Source organism: Curvibacter lanceolatus ATCC 14669 (assembly GCF_000381265.1).
GTDB classification, from domain to species: domain Bacteria; phylum Pseudomonadota; class Gammaproteobacteria; order Burkholderiales; family Burkholderiaceae_C; genus Curvibacter; species Curvibacter lanceolatus.
Map to the genome: position 1 here is coordinate 21227 of NZ_KB906258.1, position 17804 is coordinate 39030.

At 67.6% G+C, this 17804-nt stretch carries 20 protein-coding genes; 10 read left to right on the plus strand and 10 right to left on the minus strand.

Features of this window, described 5'->3' with window-relative positions; all coding sequences use genetic code 11:
* Positions 1 to 76 precede the first annotated feature (76 nt).
* The gene (ppk2, locus tag F624_RS0112305; protein ID WP_019574610.1) at positions 77 to 1333 is read right to left on the minus strand and encodes a polyphosphate kinase 2; all 1257 of its coding nucleotides are present in this window, start codon (positions 1331 to 1333) and stop codon (positions 77 to 79) included.
* A 243-nt stretch (positions 1334 to 1576) separates the two neighbouring features.
* Here ppk2 and F624_RS0112315 point away from each other — a divergent pair, with 243 nt between their 5' ends.
* The gene (locus F624_RS0112315; RefSeq protein ID WP_019574611.1) at positions 1577 to 2317 is read left to right on the plus strand and encodes a TerC family protein; all 741 of its coding nucleotides are present in this window, start codon (positions 1577 to 1579) and stop codon (positions 2315 to 2317) included.
* A gap of 31 nt (positions 2318 to 2348) precedes the next feature.
* Here the strand turns inward: F624_RS0112315 and F624_RS0112320 are convergent, their stop codons facing one another.
* A complete protein-coding gene (locus F624_RS0112320) occupies positions 2349 to 3293 on the minus strand; it encodes an SDR family oxidoreductase (protein ID WP_031254849.1) in 945 nt (314 codons plus the stop codon).
* 48 nt (positions 3294 to 3341) lie between these two features.
* Between F624_RS0112320 and F624_RS0112325 the strand changes: the two genes are divergently transcribed.
* The 3 genes from F624_RS0112325 to F624_RS0112335 all read left to right on the plus strand — a co-directional run bounded on the left by F624_RS0112325 (position 3342) and on the right by F624_RS0112335 (position 5580).
* Positions 3342 to 4382, plus strand: a complete 1041-nt coding sequence (locus F624_RS0112325; RefSeq protein ID WP_019574613.1) for a CDP-6-deoxy-delta-3,4-glucoseen reductase — start codon at positions 3342 to 3344, stop codon at positions 4380 to 4382.
* A gap of 195 nt (positions 4383 to 4577) precedes the next feature.
* Entirely contained in the window at positions 4578 to 5162 is a 585-nt protein-coding gene (locus tag F624_RS33420; protein ID WP_084679502.1) for a nucleotidyltransferase domain-containing protein, read from the plus strand.
* A complete protein-coding gene (locus F624_RS0112335; protein ID WP_019574614.1) occupies positions 5146 to 5580 on the plus strand; it encodes a hypothetical protein in 435 nt (144 codons plus the stop codon). The genes F624_RS33420 and F624_RS0112335 overlap by 17 nt, the downstream gene beginning before the upstream one ends.
* A gap of 103 nt (positions 5581 to 5683) precedes the next feature.
* Here F624_RS0112335 and F624_RS35525 read toward each other — a convergent pair whose 3' ends face one another.
* The gene (locus F624_RS35525; RefSeq protein ID WP_031254853.1) at positions 5684 to 6001 is read right to left on the minus strand and encodes a hypothetical protein; all 318 of its coding nucleotides are present in this window, start codon (positions 5999 to 6001) and stop codon (positions 5684 to 5686) included.
* 135 nt (positions 6002 to 6136) lie between these two features.
* Here F624_RS35525 and F624_RS0112345 point away from each other — a divergent pair, with 135 nt between their 5' ends.
* A complete protein-coding gene (locus F624_RS0112345; protein ID WP_019574616.1) occupies positions 6137 to 7120 on the plus strand; it encodes a Bug family tripartite tricarboxylate transporter substrate binding protein in 984 nt (327 codons plus the stop codon).
* A 23-nt stretch (positions 7121 to 7143) separates the two neighbouring features.
* Here the strand turns inward: F624_RS0112345 and folK are convergent, their stop codons facing one another.
* The 5 genes from folK to F624_RS0112370 are packed head-to-tail and all read right to left on the minus strand — an operon-like array spanning position 7144 to position 11804.
* Entirely contained in the window at positions 7144 to 7620 is a 477-nt protein-coding gene (gene folK, locus F624_RS0112350) for a 2-amino-4-hydroxy-6-hydroxymethyldihydropteridine diphosphokinase (RefSeq protein ID WP_019574617.1), read from the minus strand.
* Positions 7621 to 7646: 26 nt separating this feature from the next.
* Positions 7647 to 9302: a polynucleotide adenylyltransferase PcnB gene (pcnB, locus tag F624_RS0112355; protein WP_019574618.1), complete on the minus strand. Its 1656-nt coding sequence runs from the start codon at positions 9300 to 9302 to the stop codon at positions 7647 to 7649.
* On the minus strand, positions 9299 to 9973 hold the full coding sequence (locus F624_RS0112360) for a histidinol-phosphatase (RefSeq protein WP_019574619.1): 675 nt from the start codon (positions 9971 to 9973) through the stop codon (positions 9299 to 9301). The genes pcnB and F624_RS0112360 overlap by 4 nt, the downstream gene beginning before the upstream one ends.
* Positions 9974 to 10020: 47 nt before the next feature.
* Complete coding sequence (gene hda / locus F624_RS0112365) at positions 10021 to 10707, minus strand: DnaA regulatory inactivator Hda (protein ID WP_027476970.1); 687 nt, start codon at positions 10705 to 10707, stop codon at positions 10021 to 10023.
* Between the two features lie 26 nt (positions 10708 to 10733).
* Positions 10734 to 11804, minus strand: a complete 1071-nt coding sequence (locus F624_RS0112370; RefSeq protein ID WP_019574621.1) for an AI-2E family transporter — start codon at positions 11802 to 11804, stop codon at positions 10734 to 10736.
* A 95-nt stretch (positions 11805 to 11899) separates the two neighbouring features.
* Here F624_RS0112370 and purM point away from each other — a divergent pair, with 95 nt between their 5' ends.
* Entirely contained in the window at positions 11900 to 12946 is a 1047-nt protein-coding gene (gene purM / locus F624_RS0112375) for a phosphoribosylformylglycinamidine cyclo-ligase (RefSeq protein WP_019574622.1), read from the plus strand.
* A 78-nt stretch (positions 12947 to 13024) separates the two neighbouring features.
* On the opposite strand, the gene F624_RS0112380 is transcribed toward purM, so the two are convergent.
* On the minus strand, positions 13025 to 13540 hold the full coding sequence (locus tag F624_RS0112380; protein ID WP_019574623.1) for a MarR family winged helix-turn-helix transcriptional regulator: 516 nt from the start codon (positions 13538 to 13540) through the stop codon (positions 13025 to 13027).
* An 87-nt stretch (positions 13541 to 13627) separates the two neighbouring features.
* On the opposite strand from F624_RS0112380, the gene F624_RS0112385 reads away from it, so the two are divergent.
* From F624_RS0112385 to F624_RS0112400, 4 genes are all read left to right on the plus strand, one after another.
* Positions 13628 to 14488 (plus strand): EamA family transporter, encoded by an 861-nt coding sequence (locus F624_RS0112385; protein ID WP_019574624.1) that lies wholly within the window; start codon positions 13628 to 13630, stop codon positions 14486 to 14488.
* A gap of 125 nt (positions 14489 to 14613) precedes the next feature.
* On the plus strand, positions 14614 to 15180 hold the full coding sequence (locus F624_RS0112390; protein WP_019574625.1) for an isochorismatase family protein: 567 nt from the start codon (positions 14614 to 14616) through the stop codon (positions 15178 to 15180).
* The gene (locus F624_RS0112395) at positions 15177 to 15818 is read left to right on the plus strand and encodes a DJ-1/PfpI family protein (protein ID WP_019574626.1); all 642 of its coding nucleotides are present in this window, start codon (positions 15177 to 15179) and stop codon (positions 15816 to 15818) included. The genes F624_RS0112390 and F624_RS0112395 overlap by 4 nt, the downstream gene beginning before the upstream one ends.
* On the plus strand, positions 15797 to 16879 hold the full coding sequence (locus F624_RS0112400) for a GlxA family transcriptional regulator (protein WP_051107392.1): 1083 nt from the start codon (positions 15797 to 15799) through the stop codon (positions 16877 to 16879). Before F624_RS0112395 ends, F624_RS0112400 begins: the two co-directional genes overlap by 22 nt.
* 40 nt (positions 16880 to 16919) lie before the next feature.
* On the opposite strand, the gene F624_RS0112405 is transcribed toward F624_RS0112400, so the two are convergent.
* A complete protein-coding gene (locus tag F624_RS0112405; RefSeq protein ID WP_019574628.1) occupies positions 16920 to 17771 on the minus strand; it encodes a SirB1 family protein in 852 nt (283 codons plus the stop codon).
* Positions 17772 to 17804: the final 33 nt, after the last annotated feature.

Here is a 17804-nt window from a genome sequence, read left to right on the forward strand (position 1 = left end):
GGCCATGCTATCGACGCCAGAGACCGCCGAGGACACCTCGGCGACATGCTGGGCCAAGGATGCCCCTCAACGGTGCCTACAGCAGCGCGCCGCCCGGGCGCTCGCCGCGCTCATAGACCACATGGGCACGGCCCACGATCAGGGGGTCGAGCTTGCCGAGGTGCTCGCTGTCTTTGTTGCCGTACGGCAGCATGTGCAACACATAGCGCATGGCATTCAGGCGCGCGCGCTTCTTGCAGTCGCTCTTGATCACCGTCCAGGGGGCATCGGCGGTGTCGGTCTCGAAGAACATGCCCTCTTTGGCCCGGGTGTAGTCGTCCCATTTGTCGAGCGAGGCCTTGTCGATGGGGCTGAGCTTCCATTGCTTGAGCGGGTGGGCTTCGCGCTCCTTGAAGCGGCGGCGCTGCTCGCTCTGGCTGACCGAGAACCAGAACTTGATCAGGTGCACGCCGCTGCGCACCAGGTTGCGTTCGAACTCGGGCGCCTGGCGCATGAACTCGGTGTATTCGGCATCGGTGCAGAAGCCCATCACCCGCTCGACCCCGGCGCGGTTGTACCAGCTGCGGTCAAACATCACGATCTCGCCGCGCGTGGGCAGGTGCTGCACATAGCGCTGGAAATACCATTGGCCGCGTTCGATCTCGGAGGGTTTCTCAAGGGCCACCACGCGCGCGCCGCGGGGGTTGAGGTGCTCCATGAAGCGCTTGATGGTGCCGCCCTTGCCGGCGGCATCGCGCCCCTCGAACAGGATCACCACGCGCTGGCCGGTCTCCTTGACCCAGGCCTGCAGCTTGAGCAGCTCGACCTGGAGCTTGAACTTCTCGCGCTCGTAGCTGGCGCGGCGCATCAGGTGCCGGTAGGGGTAGCCGCCCTGGCGCCAGTCGCGAGCCAGTTCCTCGTCGGGGTTGCCGGTGTCTTTTTCGCCGGTCAGGGCCTGGTTGGGGCGCAGCTCCTGCAGCAGCATCTGCAGGTCGTCCTGGGAAACGCCATCGAGCATGGCGCGCAGGGAGGCGGTGCGTTGCTCGATCGACGCCGCCGCTTCAGCCGGATCACCCGCCCCGCCCGCCACCAGCGACTTCACCACCGACAGCTGCTTGTGCTGCGCCGCATCGGTGGCCTCGCGGGCCACGTGGCGGGCCAGGGCGCGCGGTGCCACCGAAGGCGCCACGTCGCCGCGGCGCGTGCTGCGCTCACTGCGTGCAGATCGTGCAGGGGGTGCAGCGCCTTTAGAGCGGGCTTTGCCCGCGGCCGCCGCCGCGTTGTTGCTGGGGTTGGCTTGGGCGCCGGCAGTGGGCGCGCCAGCCGCTCGGGGGGTCGATGGGCGTTCTGTCATGTCAGGGTCTCCGGAAAACATCGTGGCCGTGCTCAGAACCTGTCTGGGGCAGCACCACGGAGGCCACCCCATCGGTCATCAAAGTGTCATTTTCGACCTCCGCCCCACACTCAGGCTTGACCCGCATCAATGGACATCGGCCTGCTGTCCGCCGCCCACCCCTGCACCACCCTTTTACATCTGACCCTGCCCATAAGCGCAGAAACCGGCTACAAACGGCTTTTCGCAACGAGACAACACACCATGATGGAACTCCTGAGCTCTCCCCAGGCCTGGCTGGCCTTTGCCACCCTGACGGCCCTGGAACTGGTGCTGGGCATCGACAACGTGATCTTCATTTCGGTGCTGGTCGACCGCCTGCCCGAAGCCCAGCGCGACCGGGCCCGGCGCCTGGGCCTGTTCATGGCCATGTTCATGCGCATCGGCCTGCTGCTGGTGCTGTCGTGGATCATTGGGCTCAACGCCCCGGTGTTCAGCGCCTGGGGCCAGGACATCTCGGGGCGCGACCTGATCCTGATCGCGGGGGGCCTGTTCCTGATCTGGAAAAGCACCGGCGAGATCCACCAGACCCTGGAGGGCGAAGAGCACCAAGACAGCGCCGGCGGGCGCAGCAGTTTCGGCTCGGTGATCGTGCAGATCATGCTGGTCGACCTGGTGTTCTCGCTCGACTCGATCATCACCGCCGTCGGCATGGTCGACAACGTGACGGTGATGATTGCCGCCGTGGTGGCCTCGGTGGGCCTGATGATGGTGTTTGCCAGCGCCATCGGGCGCTTTGTGTCGCAGCACCCCACGATCAAGATGCTGGCCCTGTCCTTCCTGGTGGTGGTGGGGGTGGTGCTGATTGCCGAGGGCTTTGACCACCACGTGCCCAAGGGCTACATCTACTTCGCGATGGCGTTTTCGGTGGCGGTGGAAATGCTCAACATCCGGCTGCGCCGCCAGGTCTCCAAGGCCGAGGTGCAGGCCCACAAGCCAGACTGAGCACCCGAACGGAGCAACGCCGCACCAGGGCTCAGCTCGTCACAGCCTCAGGCACTCCCTCATCCAAGCCCTCACGCACAGTGGGGTACTGCAGCGCCAGCCGCAACTCGGTCTTCAGCCGGCTGTTGAGCAGCCGGCGCGACTCGCTCATGAAGCTCAGCAGGCTGAGGGGCAACTGCTCGCGGGCTTCGTTGCGGGCCACCCGGGGCGGCCGCGGCAGGCCGTACAGATCGGCCGCCAGGTCAAAGTAGTCGCCCATCAACAAGCGCGTGTCATCGCACACGTTGTAGATGCGCTGGGGCTGGCCGCGCCACAGCGCCAGCTGGCAGGCGGTGGCCAGATCGTCGGCATGAATGTGGCTGGTGTAGACATCGTCTTCGCGCCGCAGCACGGGCGTGCCACGCAGCAGGCGGGTGCGCGGCGTACCGCCTTCGCGGTCAGGGGCATAGATGCCGGGGATGCGCAGAATGCTGACGCGCAGGCTGCGGCCCAGGTGGCGCATCACGCGCTCGGCATCCACCCGGCGCTGGGCCCGTGGCGTGGTGGGTTGCAGCCCGCGGGTTTCGGCCACCACGGCCCCGGCGCAGTCGCCATACACCCCGCTGGTTGAGCCATACACCAGGGCACTGGGCAGGCTGCGCCGGCGCAGGCTGCGCGCCAGGGCCAGCGAGCGCGGGTCCAGCCACCAAGCCCCCGCGGCCTGGGCCGGCGGCGGCGCCAGGTGCAGCACCCGCTGGGCCAGGCCGGCCAGGCGGCGAAGGGTGGCGGCCTGGTCCAGATCGCCCAGCAGGGGCGTGATGCCCTGGGCACGCAGCGCAGCCACACGCTCAGGCGACGAGGTCAGGGCCAGCACGCGCACGCGTCCCACCAACTGGCGTGCCACGCGTTGGCCCACGTCACCGCAGCCCACGATCAACAGGCGTTGGCGCCGGAACCGCGCGGGCAAGGCGCCGAGAGGGCTTTGGTTTGAAGGCAAAATCGGAGCTTTCCAGTTTCTAAAGATCGCCCCGAGGATACCGAAAAGATGAGCTTCAACATCACCGTGCAGCCCAGTGGGCGAGCCTTCACCGCCAACCCCGAAGAAGCCGTGCTGGCCGCCGCGATCCGCCAGGGCGTGGGCCTGCCCTATGGCTGCAAGGATGGCGCCTGTGGCTCGTGCAAATGCAAGAAGCTCGAAGGCGAAGTGGTGCATGGCGAACACCAGAGCAAGGCCTTGAGCGCCGAAGAAGCGGCCCAGGGCTTCATCCTGACCTGCTGCGCCGTGCCGCAGACCGATCTGGTGCTGGAGTCGCGCCAGGTGACCGACGAGAGCGCCTTCCCGATCAAGAAGATGCCGGTGCGCGTGGCGGCGCTCGAAAAGAAGTCGGCCGATGTGATGCAACTGCGCCTGCAACTGCCGGCCACCGAGACCTTCCGCTACCACGCAGGCCAGTACATCGAGTTCATCCTGCGTGACGGCGCCCGCCGCGCCTACTCGATGGCCAACGCCCCGCACACCCAGGCCGAGGCGCCCGGCGTCGAACTGCACATCCGCCACATGCCCGGCGGCAAGTTCACCGACCACGTGTTCGGCGCCATGAAGGAAAAAGACATCCTGCGCGTGGAAGGCCCCTTCGGCAGCTTCTACCTGCGCGAAGACAGCGACAAGCCCATCGTGCTGCTGGCCTCGGGCACCGGCTTTGCGCCGATCAAGGCCTTGATCGAGCAGCTGCAGTTCAAGGGCAGCACCCGCGCCGTGACCCTGTACTGGGGCGGCCGCCGCCCGCAAGACCTGTATCTGCACGACTGGGTGCTGGCCCGCACGGCCGAGATGCCCCAGCTGCGCTACGTGCCCGTGGTGTCTGACGCCCAGCCCGAAGACGGCTGGAGCGGCCGCACCGGCTTTGTGCACCAGGCGGTGCTGGACGACTTTGCCGACCTGTCGGGCCACCAGGTGTATGCCTGCGGCGCCCCCATCGTGGTCGAATCGGCCCGGACGGCCTACAGCGCCCAGCGCGGCCTGCCCGCCGAAGAGTTCTACGCCGACGCCTTCACCAGCGAAGCCGACAAGCACGCAGCCGCTTGAGTCGGATCGAGCGGGTTGAGCGGGTTGAGCCCATGCCCCAATGGGGCTGGATCACGTGCCCGCTCCACAACCCGGTTGTTGAATCGACAACAGCCCGGCTTGCGATCGCTTGTTGCCGATTGAGCAACGCATGATGCAGAATAGGCAACATAGCCATCCCCATCGCCCAGCACGCCCCTCACGTAAGCCCACATCATGAACCAGCAACTCATGGCCGAACTTTTCGGGGGCAGCGCCCGCTACAAGGCATTGCGTGTTCTTTTCGAACACCCAGGTCGGGGCTATGGGGCCCGAGAGTTGGCTGCGGCGGCAGGCATTGACCCGGGAGCGACGTCCCGCTGGCTTCGTCGATGGGCCGAAGTGGGCCTGCTCGAAAAACAAGGTCAAGAACGGTCTGTCAAATATGCGGCAGCGACAGGGGGTGAGTTGACCCCCCTGGCTCAATTGCTGCGTCAAGACAGCGACATGGTGCGTGTTCTGCGTACCCGCTTGGCCGAGCTTGAACAGCCTGTGCAAGCAGCTGCCATTTTTGGCTCGGTCGCAAGAGGTGAAGAACGCACAGACAGCGATATCGACCTGTTGCTCATCACAGCAAATTCACGCCTGCAAATGCAGGCACATTTCAAGCCTGCAGGTCGCCTGCTGGGCCGTGCAGTGAACGTGTTGACGTTCAGCCCCCAGGACTGGAAGGAAGCCCCAGGCAACCCTGAGTTGATTGGCGAAATCCTGAGAAACCCCATCATTCCTCTTGTAGGGAGTCTCCGTGCTGAGAAAACCTGAAGACTTCCAAAAAGCGGGCAGCAAGGTCTTTCAGAAGGCCCCCATCCATCGCAGAAGCATCGACGGCTGGATTGTCATCAGCAAAGGCAATGTGGCAGACGCTCAGCGCGAAAGCAATTCCCCAACGACGCGGATTGGTGCGGCTTACGACGCCTTGCTCAACCTGAGCCTGGCAGTGCTGTCGAGCCAGGGCTGGCGCGCCGGCAGCGCGGACGGGCACCACATGCAGACGCTGGAGGCAGCCTGTGCCTACGCCGGAATCACGGAGTCCGTGCACGATCAGGTCGACGCGATCCGCGACCTCCGCAACAACCAATACCAAGGGATAGAACCCTCTGCGGATGACATCCTGTTCGCGCTGAAGGTCCTCGACAAGGTCGCTCCTGAACTGCTCTCGCTTCTTGGCCGCCCGCCATGAGCTTGCACAGGGACTCCAACAAAAAAAGCCACCCCGACGCTCGTCAGGGTGGCTTTTTCGCATCCGCCCGAACCCCCTCAGGCAGGGCGGACTGGTTGCCGACTTACTTGGCCGGCGCAGCGGGGGCTGCAGGGGCTGCGGGGGCAGCCGGGGTGGCAGGAGCCGCGGCGGCTGCAGCATCCTTGTGATGCTTGTGGTGGCGCTTGTGCTTGTGCTCGGCCTTGGTGTCGGCGGCCGGGGCGGCCGGGGTGGCAGCAGCGGGCTCGGCCACCGGGGTGACGGTGGAAGGCGTCTTCACGGTGGCCGTGGCGGGCGCCGGGCCGACGGCTGGTGCCGCAGCGGGCGCCTGGGCAAATGCAGCGCCGGACACGCCGGCAGCCAGGGCAACGATCACGGCGGAGACGAGAGCTTGGACTTTCATGATGACTTCCTTCATTGACATGGAGACAACCTCCATGTGGATGACAACGCCGCGGGCTGTGCGAGGGCATGACGCCTGAATTGCAAAGGGATGTAAGCATTTGTTTGCACCTTCAGACGCGACGACAATCAGGCCATGAAGCGCAGAAACGTCCTCCTCAGCCCGCTGGCCGCCCTGCCGGCGCTTTCCAACCTGCCGGCCCTGGCCCAGACCGGCGCTGCCGGGCGCCCGATCCGCATCATCGTGCCGTATGCCCCCGGAGGCCCCATCGACGTGACGGCCCGCGTGCTGGCCGAACGGGTGAAAGACTCGCTGGGCCCGGTGATCATCGAAAACAAGCCGGGCGCGGGTGGCAACATCGGTGCCGATCAGGTGGCCAAGGCGGCCCCCGACGGGCTGACGATTGGCATCGCTGCCACCGCCACCCATGCCGTCAACCCCTGGCTGTACAGCCGCATGCCGTTTGATGCGCTGCGTGATTTCAGCCCCATCACCCAGATCGTGCGCGTGCCCAATGTGCTGGTGATCAATGCCGACACCGCACGGCGCCTCAAGATCAACACCCTGGCCGACATGGTGGCCTATGCGCGGGCCAACCCGGCCAAGCTCAATTTCGGCAGCGGCGGCAGTGGCAGCGCAGGCCACCTGGCCGGCGAGATGTTCAAGGCCCAGGCCGGCATCTACGCGCTGCACATTCCGTACAACGGCGGCAACCCGGCACAGCTGGCCCTGCTGGCAGGCGAGGTCGACTTCAACTTCGACAACCTGGCCACGGCAGCGCCCAACATCCGCTCGGGCAAGCTCAAGGCCCTGGCCGTGACGACCGCCCAGCGCAGCCCGCTGCTGCCCGAGGTGCCCGCCGTGGCCGAGACCTACAAGGGCTTCAGCATCGACACCTGGTGGGGCCTGGTGGCCCCGGCGCACACGCCCAAGGACGTGATCACACGCCTGAACCAGGCCTTTGTGGCGGCCCTGAACTCGCCCGAGACCAAGACCCGCTTTGCGGGCCTGATGGCCGAGCCGGTGCCCACCTCGCCCGAGCAGTTCGGTGCCTTCATGAAGGGCGAACTGGCCAAGTACGAGAAGGTGGTGAAGGCGTCTGGCGCCAAGGTGGACTGAATTCCCCGCTCAGCGGCAGGCACTCACAACCGGGTGATGGCCTGATCGGCCACCGCGGCCAGCTCGGCCGCCTGCACCTGCTCGGGCCAGACCTCGGCCAGCGGCAGCAGCACAAAGGCACGCTGGCGCATGCGGGGGTGCGGCAGGGTCAGCTCGGCACTGTCCAGCCGGGCGTCGCCGTGGCTGAGCAGGTCCAGATCAAGGGTGCGTGGCGCATGGCGGTAGGGCCGCTCGCGCCCAGCCGCCTGCTCCAGCGCCTGCAGGGCGTGCAACAAGGCCAAGGGCGCCAATTGGGTCTGCAGCAGGACCACGGCATTGATGAAATCAGGCCCTCCGGCATCCACCGGAGCGCTGCGGTACAGCGAAGAGGCCTTGAGCAGTTGGCTGTGCGGCAGCCGGGCCAGATCGGCCAGGGCCTGGCGCACGGTAGCCTGGGCGTCGCCCAGATTGCCACCCACGCCGATGCAGGCCAGCGCGGGCACAGCAAGGAGGTCGGTCATGGCGTTCAACAGGGGGCGGATGGGCCTCAGCCCTGGGCGTCGCCGCCGCTGTCGGAGGGGCCGCCACCCTGGCCGCCGCCTTGCCCCCCACGCGCACCCGCAGGCTTGCGGCGGCGGCGCTTGCGCGGCGCGGGCGTGGCGCCCTCGGAACCCTCACCCTCTGTCGATCGCTCTGACGATCGCTCTGAAGGGTGCTCGGACGGTTCGCGGCTGGCCGGGGCGGGCTGGGCGGGTGCGCCCTCGCCTTGCGGCTCGGCCTGGCGCGGCACGCGGCGCACCTTGGGGGCCGTGGCCTTCTGGCGTGCGCGCTGCTCTTCGCGCACCTGCTCCAGCAGGTCTTCGCGGGTGGCGTCGTCGCCGGTGCTGAACTCTTCCCACCATTCGGCCAGGGCTTCGTCGACCTCACCGATGTCGGCGCGCAGGCGCATGAAGTCAAAACCGGCGCGGAAGCGGGCCTGCTCGACCAGGCCATAGGGGGCGCTGCCGGTGCGCTTGTCGAAGCGTGGCTGCATCACCCAGATCTCGCGCATGTCGGCGGCCAGCTTGCCGCGGCCCGACACATCGCCGATGCGGGCGTTGAAGACCTCGTCGATGGCATCCTGCAGGGCCGGGAAGGGGTGCTGGCGCTGTGCCAGGCGCTGCTCCCAGCCGTCACGCACGTCTTGCCACAGCACGGTGGCCAGCAGGAAGCTCGGGGCCACCGGCTTGCCTTCGCCCACGCGCCGATCGGTGTCTTGCAGGGCCGCGGTCACAAAGGGCTGATCGGCACGCTCGACCACCACGTCCAGCAGCGGGTAGATGCCACGCTGCAGCCCCAGCTTCTTGAGGGTGGCGATCGTGGCCAGCGCATGGCCGGTCTGCAGCAGCTTGAGCATCTCGTCGAACAGCCGGCTCTGCGGCACATCGGCCAGCAGGGTCTGCGACGACAGCAGGGGGCCCGCCGTCTTGGGCTCGATCTCGAAGCCCAGCGGGCTGAGCTTGGCGGCGAAGCGCACGGCGCGGATGATGCGCACCGGGTCTTCGCGGTAGCGCGTGGCCGGGTCGCCGATCATGCGCAGCACCTTCTTCTTGGCGTCCTGGATGCCCTTGTGGTAGTCGACCACCACCTGCGCCTCGGGGTCGTAGTACATGGCGTTGATGGTGAAGTCGCGGCGCACGGCGTCTTCCTCAAGGGGGCCCCAGACGTTGTCGCGCAGCACGCGGCCACTGGCATCGACCGCATGGGTCATGCCGGCCAGGGCCTGCTTGCTGGTGCGTTCGTTGCCACTGACCTGCTCGGCCGCGGCGTTGTCGAGGTAGGCGCGGAAAGTGGAGACCTCGATCACCTCATGCTCGCGGCCGCGGCCATGCACCACGTGCACGATGCGGAAGCGCTTGCCGATGATGAAGGCGCGGCGGAACAGGCTCTTGACCTGCTCGGGCGTGGCGTTGGTGGCCACGTCAAAGTCTTTGGGGCGCAGGCCCAGCAGCAGGTCGCGCACCGCACCGCCCACGATGTAGGCCTCGTAGCCGGCCGACTTCAGGGTGTGCACCACGTCGTTGGCCCGCCGATCGACCAGATCGGGGTTGATGCCGTGCACGCTGAAGGGCACCTCCTCGCGTTTGCCGAACTTGGGGCGGCCCGCCTTGGGGGCTGCCGCAGCGCCCTTGCCCAGCAATTTGTCGATGAACTTCTTGATCATGGTGTCTCGGTGAACAGGTCCAGAATGCGCCAGCCGCGGCTTTGGGCCAGGGCGCGCAAGCGGTCGTCAGGGTTGGTGGCCACAGGGTGATTCACTTGCTCCAGCAGCGGCACATCATTGGTGGAATCGCTGTAGAAAGTGCTCTCGACCTGCGTCCAGTCGAGCTGGCGCGCAGCCAGCCATTGTTCCATGCGCCGCACCTTGCCTTCGCGCATGGAGGGAACACCGTCGATTTCGCCGGTGAACCAGCCCTGCTCGTCGCGGGCCAGTTGCACCGCGATCAGCTCGTCCACGCCCAGGGCACGGGCGATCGGGCGGGTGACGAATTCGTTGGTGGCGGTGATGATGAGCACGGTGTCGCCCGCGGCCTGGTGCTGGCGCAGCAAGGCCAGGGCCTGGGGCGTGATGGCCGGCTGGATCACCTCCTGCATGAAGCGCTCATGCGCCTCGGCCGCGGCCTGGGGCCCCTTGACGCGCACGGCCTCGATGGCAAAGCGCACGTAGTCGTGCACGTCCAGCGTTCCGGCCTGGTAGTGGGCAAAGAACTCGTCATTGCGGCGGGCGAACTCGACCGGGTCGGTCCAGCCGATGCGGGTGGTGAACTGGCCCCAGGCGTAGTCGGAGTCGATGGGCAGCAGGGTGTGGTCGAGGTCGAACAGAACCAGTTTCATGCGGGGCTGACTTGGCATTCGGGATGCGTTGGGTGCGGGTGGCGGCCTCACTCGGATTCGAGCATGGCCTTGATGAGGGGAATGGTGATGGCGCGCTGGGTGCGCAGGGCGTAACCGTCGAGCTGGTCGAGCAGTTGCATGAGGCTGCCCAGGTCGCGCGAAAAGCGGTTCAGCATGAAGTCCATCACCTCGTCGCCGAGGAAGATGCCGCGGGCATCGGCCTCCTGGCGCAGCACGGCGCGCCGCTCGGGCTCGCTGAGCACGTGCAGATGGAACACATGGCCCCAGCCCAGGCGGGTGCGCAGGTCTTCGCGCAGTTTCAGGTCGGCCGGCGGCAGTTCGCCCGCGGCCAGCACCCAGCGCTGGTGCGTGTGGGCGTTGACGAACCAGTTGAAGGCCGCATGCTGCTGCACCGCGGTGTACAGGTGCACCTCGTCCATCAGCACGGCGGCCCAGGTTTCGTCGAATTCGGGGGGTTCGTGGATCGAGGCATCCAGCCAGCCCACGCGGGCGCCCTGCTCGCGCAGCGCGGTCTGCACGCTCTTGAGCAGGTGGGTCTTGCCGCTGCCGCTGTCGCCCCACAGGTAGGTGGGCACGGGCGAGCGCTGGGCCTCGTGGGCGCCGTCGCCGGTCCACAACTGCAGGTGGCGCAGGGCCGCTTCGTTGGGGCCGGCAAAAAACCGGTCCAGGGTGGGACCTGTGGCCAGGCCGATGTCGAGTGCCAGTTGCTTCATCATGACGCGTGTTTCCCAGCCCCTCTTCAACCCGTGTAGAGCCGGCTGGCCAGGTAGCCCGAGCGCAGGCGCCGCACGGCCACCAGCAGCACGGCGCTGGCGGGCAAGGCGATCAACACGCCCACAAAGCCCAGCACCTGCCCGAAGGCCAGCAATGCAAAAATGACGGTCAGCGGGTGCAGACCGATGCGCTCGCCCACCAGGCGGGGGGTGAGAATGAAACTTTCAACGAACTGCCCCAGCCCATACACCACCGCCACCATGATCAGCGCCTTGAGTCCGACGAACTGCATCAGGCCCGACACGGTGGCCAGCACCAGGCCCAGGCCAAAGCCCAGGTAAGGCACAAACACCGCCAGCCCCGTGAAGATGCCGATGGGCAAGGCCAGGTCCAGCCCGAACGCGGCCAGGCCGGCGCTGTAGAAGATGGCCAGCAGCAGCATCACCAGCAACTGCCCGCGCAGGTACTGGCCCAGCACGGCGTCGGCATCGTCCATGAAGCTGTCGTAGCCCTCGCGCAGGCGGGGGGGCACCAGTTCGACCAGGCGGCGCACAAAAGTGTCCCAGTCCACGAGCAGGTAGAACAGCGCCACCGGGATCAGCACCGCATTGCCCACCAGGGCCAGGGCCACGCTGCCGCCCAGCTTGAGCGAGGACAGCACCGGGCTCAGCAGGTCTTCGGTGTTGGTGTTGAGGTACTTGAGGACCAGGGCCTTGAGCGTGTCCACATCCACCGCCAAGGTGACACCGAACTGTGCCGCCAGCGGTTTGAGCAAGGCATTGAGCCGATCGAACAACTGGGGCACCTGGTCGCGCATCAGGGGCAGCTCTTTGGTGAGGATGGGCACGATCAGCATCACCAGGCCCAGCGCCAGCAGGATGAACAGCACCTCGACCAGCACCACCGCCACCACCCGGGGCAGGCGTCCGCGGCCCAGGTTGTCGAGCCAGTTGACCATGGGCGTGAGGGCGTAGGCCAGCACGGCCGCCACCACGAAGGGGGCCAGCACGGGCTTGAGCGCCCACAGCAGCAGCCAGGCCGCCAGGGCCAGGCCGACCCAGGTGAAGGCGCGTTTTTGAGTGGTGGAAAAATGCATGAAGGTGGGGGTTGCAGGCTGCCCGGTCGGGGCACCCCTTAAAATCACCTCAAATTCTAGTCGCCGTGCACGCCTGTCCGTGCCGTCCATTTCAAATGAGCTCCTCCAATACCTCCTCCACACCCCTGTCCTACAAAGACGCCGGCGTTGACATCGACGCTGGCGACGCCCTGGTCGAGCGCATCAAACCGCTGGCCAAGAAAACCATGCGCGAAGGGGTGCTGGCCGGCATCGGCGGCTTCGGAGCCCTGTTCGAAGTGCCCAAACGCTACCAGGAACCCGTGCTGGTGAGCGGCACCGACGGCGTGGGCACCAAGCTCAAGCTGGCATTTGAATGGAACATGCACGACACCGTGGGCATCGATCTGGTGGCCATGAGCGTGAACGACGTGCTGGTGCAAGGCGCCGAGCCGCTGTTCTTCCTGGACTACTTTGCCTGCGGCAAGCTGCACGTGGACACGGCCGCCGCCGTGGTGGGCGGCATTGCCCGTGGTTGCGAGCTGTCGGGCTGCGCCCTGATCGGTGGCGAAACCGCCGAGATGCCGGGCATGTACCCCGATGGCGAATACGACCTGGCCGGCTTTGCCGTCGGCGCGGTTGAAAAATCCAAGATCCTGACCGGCCAGAACGTGAAGCCCGGTGACGTGGTGCTGGGCCTGACCTCGGCCGGTGTGCACTCCAACGGCTTCAGCCTGGTGCGCAAGGTGATCGAACGCGCCGGTGCCGACCTGCCCGCCACCCTGGACGGCCAGCCCTTCAAGCAAGCCATCATGGCCCCGACCCACCTGTACGTGAAGCCGGTGCTGCAAGCCCTGGCCCAGCACCCCATCAAGGCGCTGGCCCACATCACGGGTGGCGGCCTGCTCGAGAACATCCCCCGCGTGCTGCCCGAAGGCACGGCCGCCCACCTGCAAAAGGGCAGCTGGCCGCAGACCGAGCTGTTTGCCTGGCTGCAGAAGGTGGCCGGCATCGACGACATCGAGATGAACCGCACCTTCAACAACGGCATCGGCATGGTGGTGGTGGTGGATGCGGCCGAAGCCGAAGCCACCGCAGCCACGCTGCGCGCCGCCGGTGAAACCGTCTACACCATCGGCGCCATCGCCGAACGCGGTGACGGCGCCGCCGTCGTGGTGGCCTGAGCCACCGCCCACCGGGCCGGTCTGCCGCAGCGCAGCACGGCCCTGCCCCGAATCAACCAGCCCTTGCGGCTGGTTTTTTCATGGGGCCGGCTCCAGCGAGGCCAGCAGGCGGGCCAGGCCCTGGTCCAGCACCTGCTGCTCGGCGGCTGACAGCGCGGCCAGCAGCGCGCGCTCGTTGTCGACGTGGGCCGCCACGGCCCGGTCGATCAGCTGCAGCCCGGCCTCGCTGAGCTGCACCAGGGTGCTGCGCGCATCCTCGGGGTTGGCCACGCGCTGCACCCAGCCGGCAGACTCCAGGCCCTTGAGGCGGTGCGTCATGGTGCCCGAGCTGACCATCATGGCGGAGAACAAGGCCGTGGGCGCCAGGCAGTAAGGCGCGCCGGAACGCCGCAAGGTGGCCAGCATGTCGAACTCCCAGCCGGCCAGACCGAACTCGGCGAACTTCTCGTCCAGCCTGCGCCGCAGCAAGACCTCGCAGCGCTTCAGCCGCCCGATCAGGCCCATCGGGCTCACGTCCAGATCAGGGCGCTCCCGATGCCACTGGGCCAGGATGGCGTCGACCGCGTCCGGCGGCCGGTTTTCGATGGGGGGCATGCTCACTCCTGACAGGGTTTTATCTCGATCTCAAGATTATCTGCTACGCTTATTTATCTTGAACTAGAGATAAATAGGCCCATCCCCATGTCCCAACCCTCCTGGCGCGACGCCCTCCTGACCGCACTGGCCCCCATGATCTGGGGCACGACCTACCTGGTCACGACCGAGGTGCTGCCGCCCGACCGGCCCTTCACGGCCGCCCTGCTGCGCGCCCTGCCCGCCGGCCTGCTGCTGACGCTGTACTGCCGCCAATGGCCCCGGGCCGGTGACTGGGGCCGGCTGTTGCTGCTGTCGGCCCTGAACATCGGCTTCTTCCAGGCCCTGCTCTTCATCGCGGCCTACCACCTGCCCGGCGGCTTGGCCGCCGTGGTGGGCGCCATCCAGCCCTTGCTGGTGATGGGCCTGGCCTGGCTGCTGGACCGCCAGCGCCCGGTGCCACTGGCCCTGGGGGCGGCCGGGCTGGGGGTGTTCGGCATGGCGGCCCTGCTGCTGTCGCCCAGTGCCGCCTGGAACCCGGTGGGCCTGGGCGCCGCGCTGGCCGGCACCGCCTGCATGGCCGCAGGCACGCTGCTGGCCCGGCGCTGGCGCAGCGAGCTGCCCGTGCTGGCCTTCACAGGCTGGCAATTGCTGCTGGGCGGCCTGATCCTGGCGCCGCTGGCCTGGGTGATCGACCCGCCCCTGCCCACCCTGGGCTGGACCGCCGGGCTGGGCTATGCCTACCTGTCGCTGGTCGGGGCCTTGCTGGCCTATTCGCTGTGGTTTCGCGGCATTGCCCGCCTGCCCTCGGTGGCGGTGTCCTCGCTGAGCCTGCTGAGCCCGCTCACGGCCGTGGTGCTGGGCTGGGTCTGGCTGGGGCAGGCCATGACGGGCTGGTCGCTGCTGGGCTTGGTGCTGGTGTTCGGCAGCATCCTGACGGTGCAATGGGCCAGCGCCCCCAAAAAGTGAAGACAATCCGCCAGCCGCCTCACACCGAAGTCCGAAAATGATCGAATCCGGTCTTGACCCGAGCGGTCAAGCCGCATGAAACTGGGAAGAATCAAGGCTCCAAACCACCTTGATGGAGTCTGAAAATGAACACCGCCCTGATCGTGATCGATGTGCAAGAGTCTTTCCGGCATCGCCCGTTTTTCACCGAGCACACGCTGCCGGCCTACCTGGCGGCGCAGAACGCGCTCATCGAAGGCGCCGTGGCGCGGGGCCTGCCGGTGATCCGCGTGCTGCACAGCGACGGGCCTGAAGTGGCCAGCAACCCGTTTGCCGAGGTCTCGGGCCAGGTGCGCCCGCTGGAAGGGCTGGCCGCCTTCGAGCCGGCCGCCACCGTCATCAAGCACCGGCACAGCGCCCTGGTCGGTACCGGGCTGGAGGTGTGGCTGACCCGCCATGGCGTGGGTCGGCTGATCATCAGCGGCATCCGCACCGAACAATGCTGCGAGACCACCACCCGCCACGCCTCCGACCTGGGCTGGACGGTCGATTACGTGACCGAGGCCACCCTGACCTGGGACATGACCCAACCCGACGGCAGCACCCTGAGCGCGGCTGACATCAAGCTGCGCACCGGCACGGTGTTGCAAGGCCGCTTCTGCACCCTGTGCAGCGTGGACGAGGCCTTGCAGCGCGCCACGGAGGCCGCATGAGCGAGGCGCCAGCGCTGCAGATCGGCATCCTGGGCTTCGATGAGGTCGAGGTGCTGGACCTGGCCGGCCCCTACGAGGTGTTCACCACCGCGGCGCGCATGGCCGCCCGCATGGCCGGCACCACCAGTGGCGATGAGTTGCAGGCCGCAGCCCGTTGGCAGGTGCACTGCATCAGCCGGCACGGCACGCCCGTGCGGGCCCGTGCCGGTCTGGTCATCCAGGCTTCGCGCAGCTTTGCCCAATGCCCGCGGCCCGATGTGCTGGTGGTGCCGGGCGGCGTGGTCGACCAGGCCGCCCAATGCCCGGCCACCCAGGACTGGGTGGCCGAGGCGGCACGCCACGCCCGCCTCACGGCCTCGGTGTGCACGGGGGTGTTCATCCTGGCCAGCGCCGGCGTGGTGCGCGACGAGCCGGTGACCACCCACTGGGAAGACCTGGACGATCTGCGACGCCAACACCCGGGCCTGCAAGTGCGCGAAGGCGTGCGCTGGGTGGAGCACGGCACGCTGCTCACCTCAGCCGGCATCAGCGCGGGCATCGACATGAGCCTGCACCTGGTGGCCCGGCTGGCCGGGCAGGCCTTGGCTGAACGCACCGCGCGTCAGATGGATTACCGATGGCTGCAACAGGCGGATTGACGCCGGAACCGCGACGGCCGCGCCGGGTGGCCGTGCATTTCGTGCTGCTGCCCGACAGCCTGATCCTCGACTGGGCCGGCCCGGCCGAGGCCTTGCGCATCGCCAACCAGGTGCTGCTGGCCCAGGGGCAGGAGGCCGTGTTCGAGCTGCATTTCGTGGGCCCCAGCCCCAGCACACGCAGCTCGGTGGGGGCCTGCATCAGCCAGATCGAGCCCCTGCCCGAGCTGCACCCCGCAGCCCATCCCGATGCGACAACGGCCACCACAACAGCCACCACAACGGCCACCCATGGCGACGGGGTGGTCGACTGGGTGGTGCTGGTGGGGCAACCCGGGCGCCGACTCGACCTGGACCATGCCGAGGGCCGCGCCGTGCTGCACTGGCTGCGCGGCCTGCGGCTGGCGCCAGAGCGGCTGGAGCTGCTGTGCGTCTGCGCGGGCGCCGTGATTGCCGCCCACGCCGGCCTGCTGGCCCGGCACCGGGCCACCACCCACCACCAGCATCTGGACGAACTGCGCGAAGCCGAGCCCCTCTGCGAGGTGGTGCAGAACCGGGTCTTTGTGCTCGACCCGCCCCTGAGCAGCAGCGCCGGCGTGACCACGGGCATCGACCTGATGCTGCACCGCATTGCCGGCGAATGTGGCCCGGCCGTGACCGCCCTGGTGGCCCAGACCCTGGTGGTGGCGCTGCGCCGCGGCCCGCATGACCCAGAGCTGTCGCCCTTTCTGAACCACCGCAACCACCTGCACCCGGCCCTGCACCGGGTGCAGGATGCCGTCAGCCAGTCACCCCAATTGGATTGGACCGTGCCCCGCATGGCCGATGTGGCCCACACCTCGGCCCGCCACCTGGGCCGACTGTTTGCCGAGCACGCGGGCATCGCGCCCCTGGCCTACCTGCGCCAGCTCAGGCTGGCCGTGGCCCAGGCCGCGCTGCAATCGGGCCACAACGTGACCCAGGCGGCGGCGATGGCGGGCTTCAGCTCGGACACCCAGCTGCGCCGCACCTGGCATGACCTGGGCATGGCGGGCCTGCCTTCGGCGCAGGCCAGCGCAGGCTGAATGCGGCGGCCTGGGTGGGTTCAGAAGGGTTCAGGTGGGTTCAGGCGCCCGAGGAGCGCAGGCTGGCCAGGCGATCCGCCACTTCGGCCACGTCGACCGCGTCCAGGGCATGGCGCAGGTAGGTCTGCAGGTCTTCGCGGGCCAACGCGTCCTGGCCCTGCTCGGCCAGGGCCAGCCCGCGGTCGCGGTACTCGACCCAGGCATCGGGCAGCAGGATCACCAGGCGGTTCTGCACCGCCACCAGGCGCTCCCAGTCTTTCTGGGCCCGGTGGATCTCTTTCAGATTGCGCAACATGCGTGCCACCACGTCGCGTGGCCGCGCGGCCTGCAGGTACAGGCCCAGCGGGGCCTCGAAATCGTCGCCCAGGCCGCTGCGGTGGCGGAAAGGCTCAAGCCGCTCGGACAGGGCTTCGCGGCCAAGGGACTGGCCATTGAAGGGATCGATCACCACCTGCCCCTCGGCCAGGTTCACCTTGACCAGAAAGTGCCCCGGAAACCCCACCCCCTGCGCCTGCAGCCCCAGGCCCTGGGCCAACTCCAGCCACAGCACCGCCAGCGAGATGGGGATGCCCTGGCGGGTGCGCAGCACGGCGTGCAGGTAGCTGTTGTCGGGGTCGTAGTAGTTGTTGAGGTTGCCGCCAAAGCCCAGGTCGGCAAAAAAGAACTGGTTCAGCACCTGCAGCTTCTGCATGGCCGCGGCGTCGGTGGCGATGCGCCGCCGCAACCTGGCCTGCAACTGGTCCACATCGCCCAGCACCTGCTGCACATCCAGCTCGGGGTACTCGTCGTGGCCCAGGCTGGCCACGGCTTCGAGCAGCGGGAATTGGTCGTCGCTCTGCACCAGCGTGCGGAAGTACGCCAAGGGGGTGGGAGCGGAAAAGCGCAGTTCCATGGTCAGGTTTTAAATGGGGTGAACACGACCGTC

Excerpts from the sequence above, each read along its gene's own strand:
- ppk2 (WP_019574610.1), bottom strand. The coding sequence starts at position 1,333 with ATGACAGAACGCCCATCGACCCCCCGAGCGGCTGGCGCGCCCACTGCC.
- F624_RS0112315 (WP_019574611.1), top strand. The coding sequence starts at position 1,577 with ATGATGGAACTCCTGAGCTCTCCCCAGGCCTGGCTGGCCTTTGCCACC.
- F624_RS0112325 (WP_019574613.1), top strand. The coding sequence starts at position 3,342 with ATGAGCTTCAACATCACCGTGCAGCCCAGTGGGCGAGCCTTCACCGCC.
- F624_RS33420 (WP_084679502.1), top strand. The coding sequence starts at position 4,578 with ATGAACCAGCAACTCATGGCCGAACTTTTCGGGGGCAGCGCCCGCTAC.
- F624_RS35525 (WP_031254853.1), bottom strand. The coding sequence starts at position 6,001 with ATGAAAGTCCAAGCTCTCGTCTCCGCCGTGATCGTTGCCCTGGCTGCC.
- F624_RS0112345 (WP_019574616.1), top strand. The coding sequence starts at position 6,137 with ATGAAGCGCAGAAACGTCCTCCTCAGCCCGCTGGCCGCCCTGCCGGCG.
- folK (WP_019574617.1), bottom strand. The coding sequence starts at position 7,620 with ATGACCGACCTCCTTGCTGTGCCCGCGCTGGCCTGCATCGGCGTGGGT.
- pcnB (WP_019574618.1), bottom strand. The coding sequence starts at position 9,302 with ATGATCAAGAAGTTCATCGACAAATTGCTGGGCAAGGGCGCTGCGGCA.
- F624_RS0112360 (WP_019574619.1), bottom strand. The coding sequence starts at position 9,973 with ATGAAACTGGTTCTGTTCGACCTCGACCACACCCTGCTGCCCATCGAC.
- hda (WP_027476970.1), bottom strand. The coding sequence starts at position 10,707 with ATGAAGCAACTGGCACTCGACATCGGCCTGGCCACAGGTCCCACCCTG.
- F624_RS0112370 (WP_019574621.1), bottom strand. The coding sequence starts at position 11,804 with ATGCATTTTTCCACCACTCAAAAACGCGCCTTCACCTGGGTCGGCCTG.
- purM (WP_019574622.1), top strand. The coding sequence starts at position 11,900 with ATGAGCTCCTCCAATACCTCCTCCACACCCCTGTCCTACAAAGACGCC.
- F624_RS0112380 (WP_019574623.1), bottom strand. The coding sequence starts at position 13,540 with ATGCCCCCCATCGAAAACCGGCCGCCGGACGCGGTCGACGCCATCCTG.
- F624_RS0112385 (WP_019574624.1), top strand. The coding sequence starts at position 13,628 with ATGTCCCAACCCTCCTGGCGCGACGCCCTCCTGACCGCACTGGCCCCC.
- F624_RS0112390 (WP_019574625.1), top strand. The coding sequence starts at position 14,614 with ATGAACACCGCCCTGATCGTGATCGATGTGCAAGAGTCTTTCCGGCAT.
- F624_RS0112395 (WP_019574626.1), top strand. The coding sequence starts at position 15,177 with ATGAGCGAGGCGCCAGCGCTGCAGATCGGCATCCTGGGCTTCGATGAG.
- F624_RS0112400 (WP_051107392.1), top strand. The coding sequence starts at position 15,797 with ATGGCTGCAACAGGCGGATTGACGCCGGAACCGCGACGGCCGCGCCGG.
- F624_RS0112405 (WP_019574628.1), bottom strand. The coding sequence starts at position 17,771 with ATGGAACTGCGCTTTTCCGCTCCCACCCCCTTGGCGTACTTCCGCACG.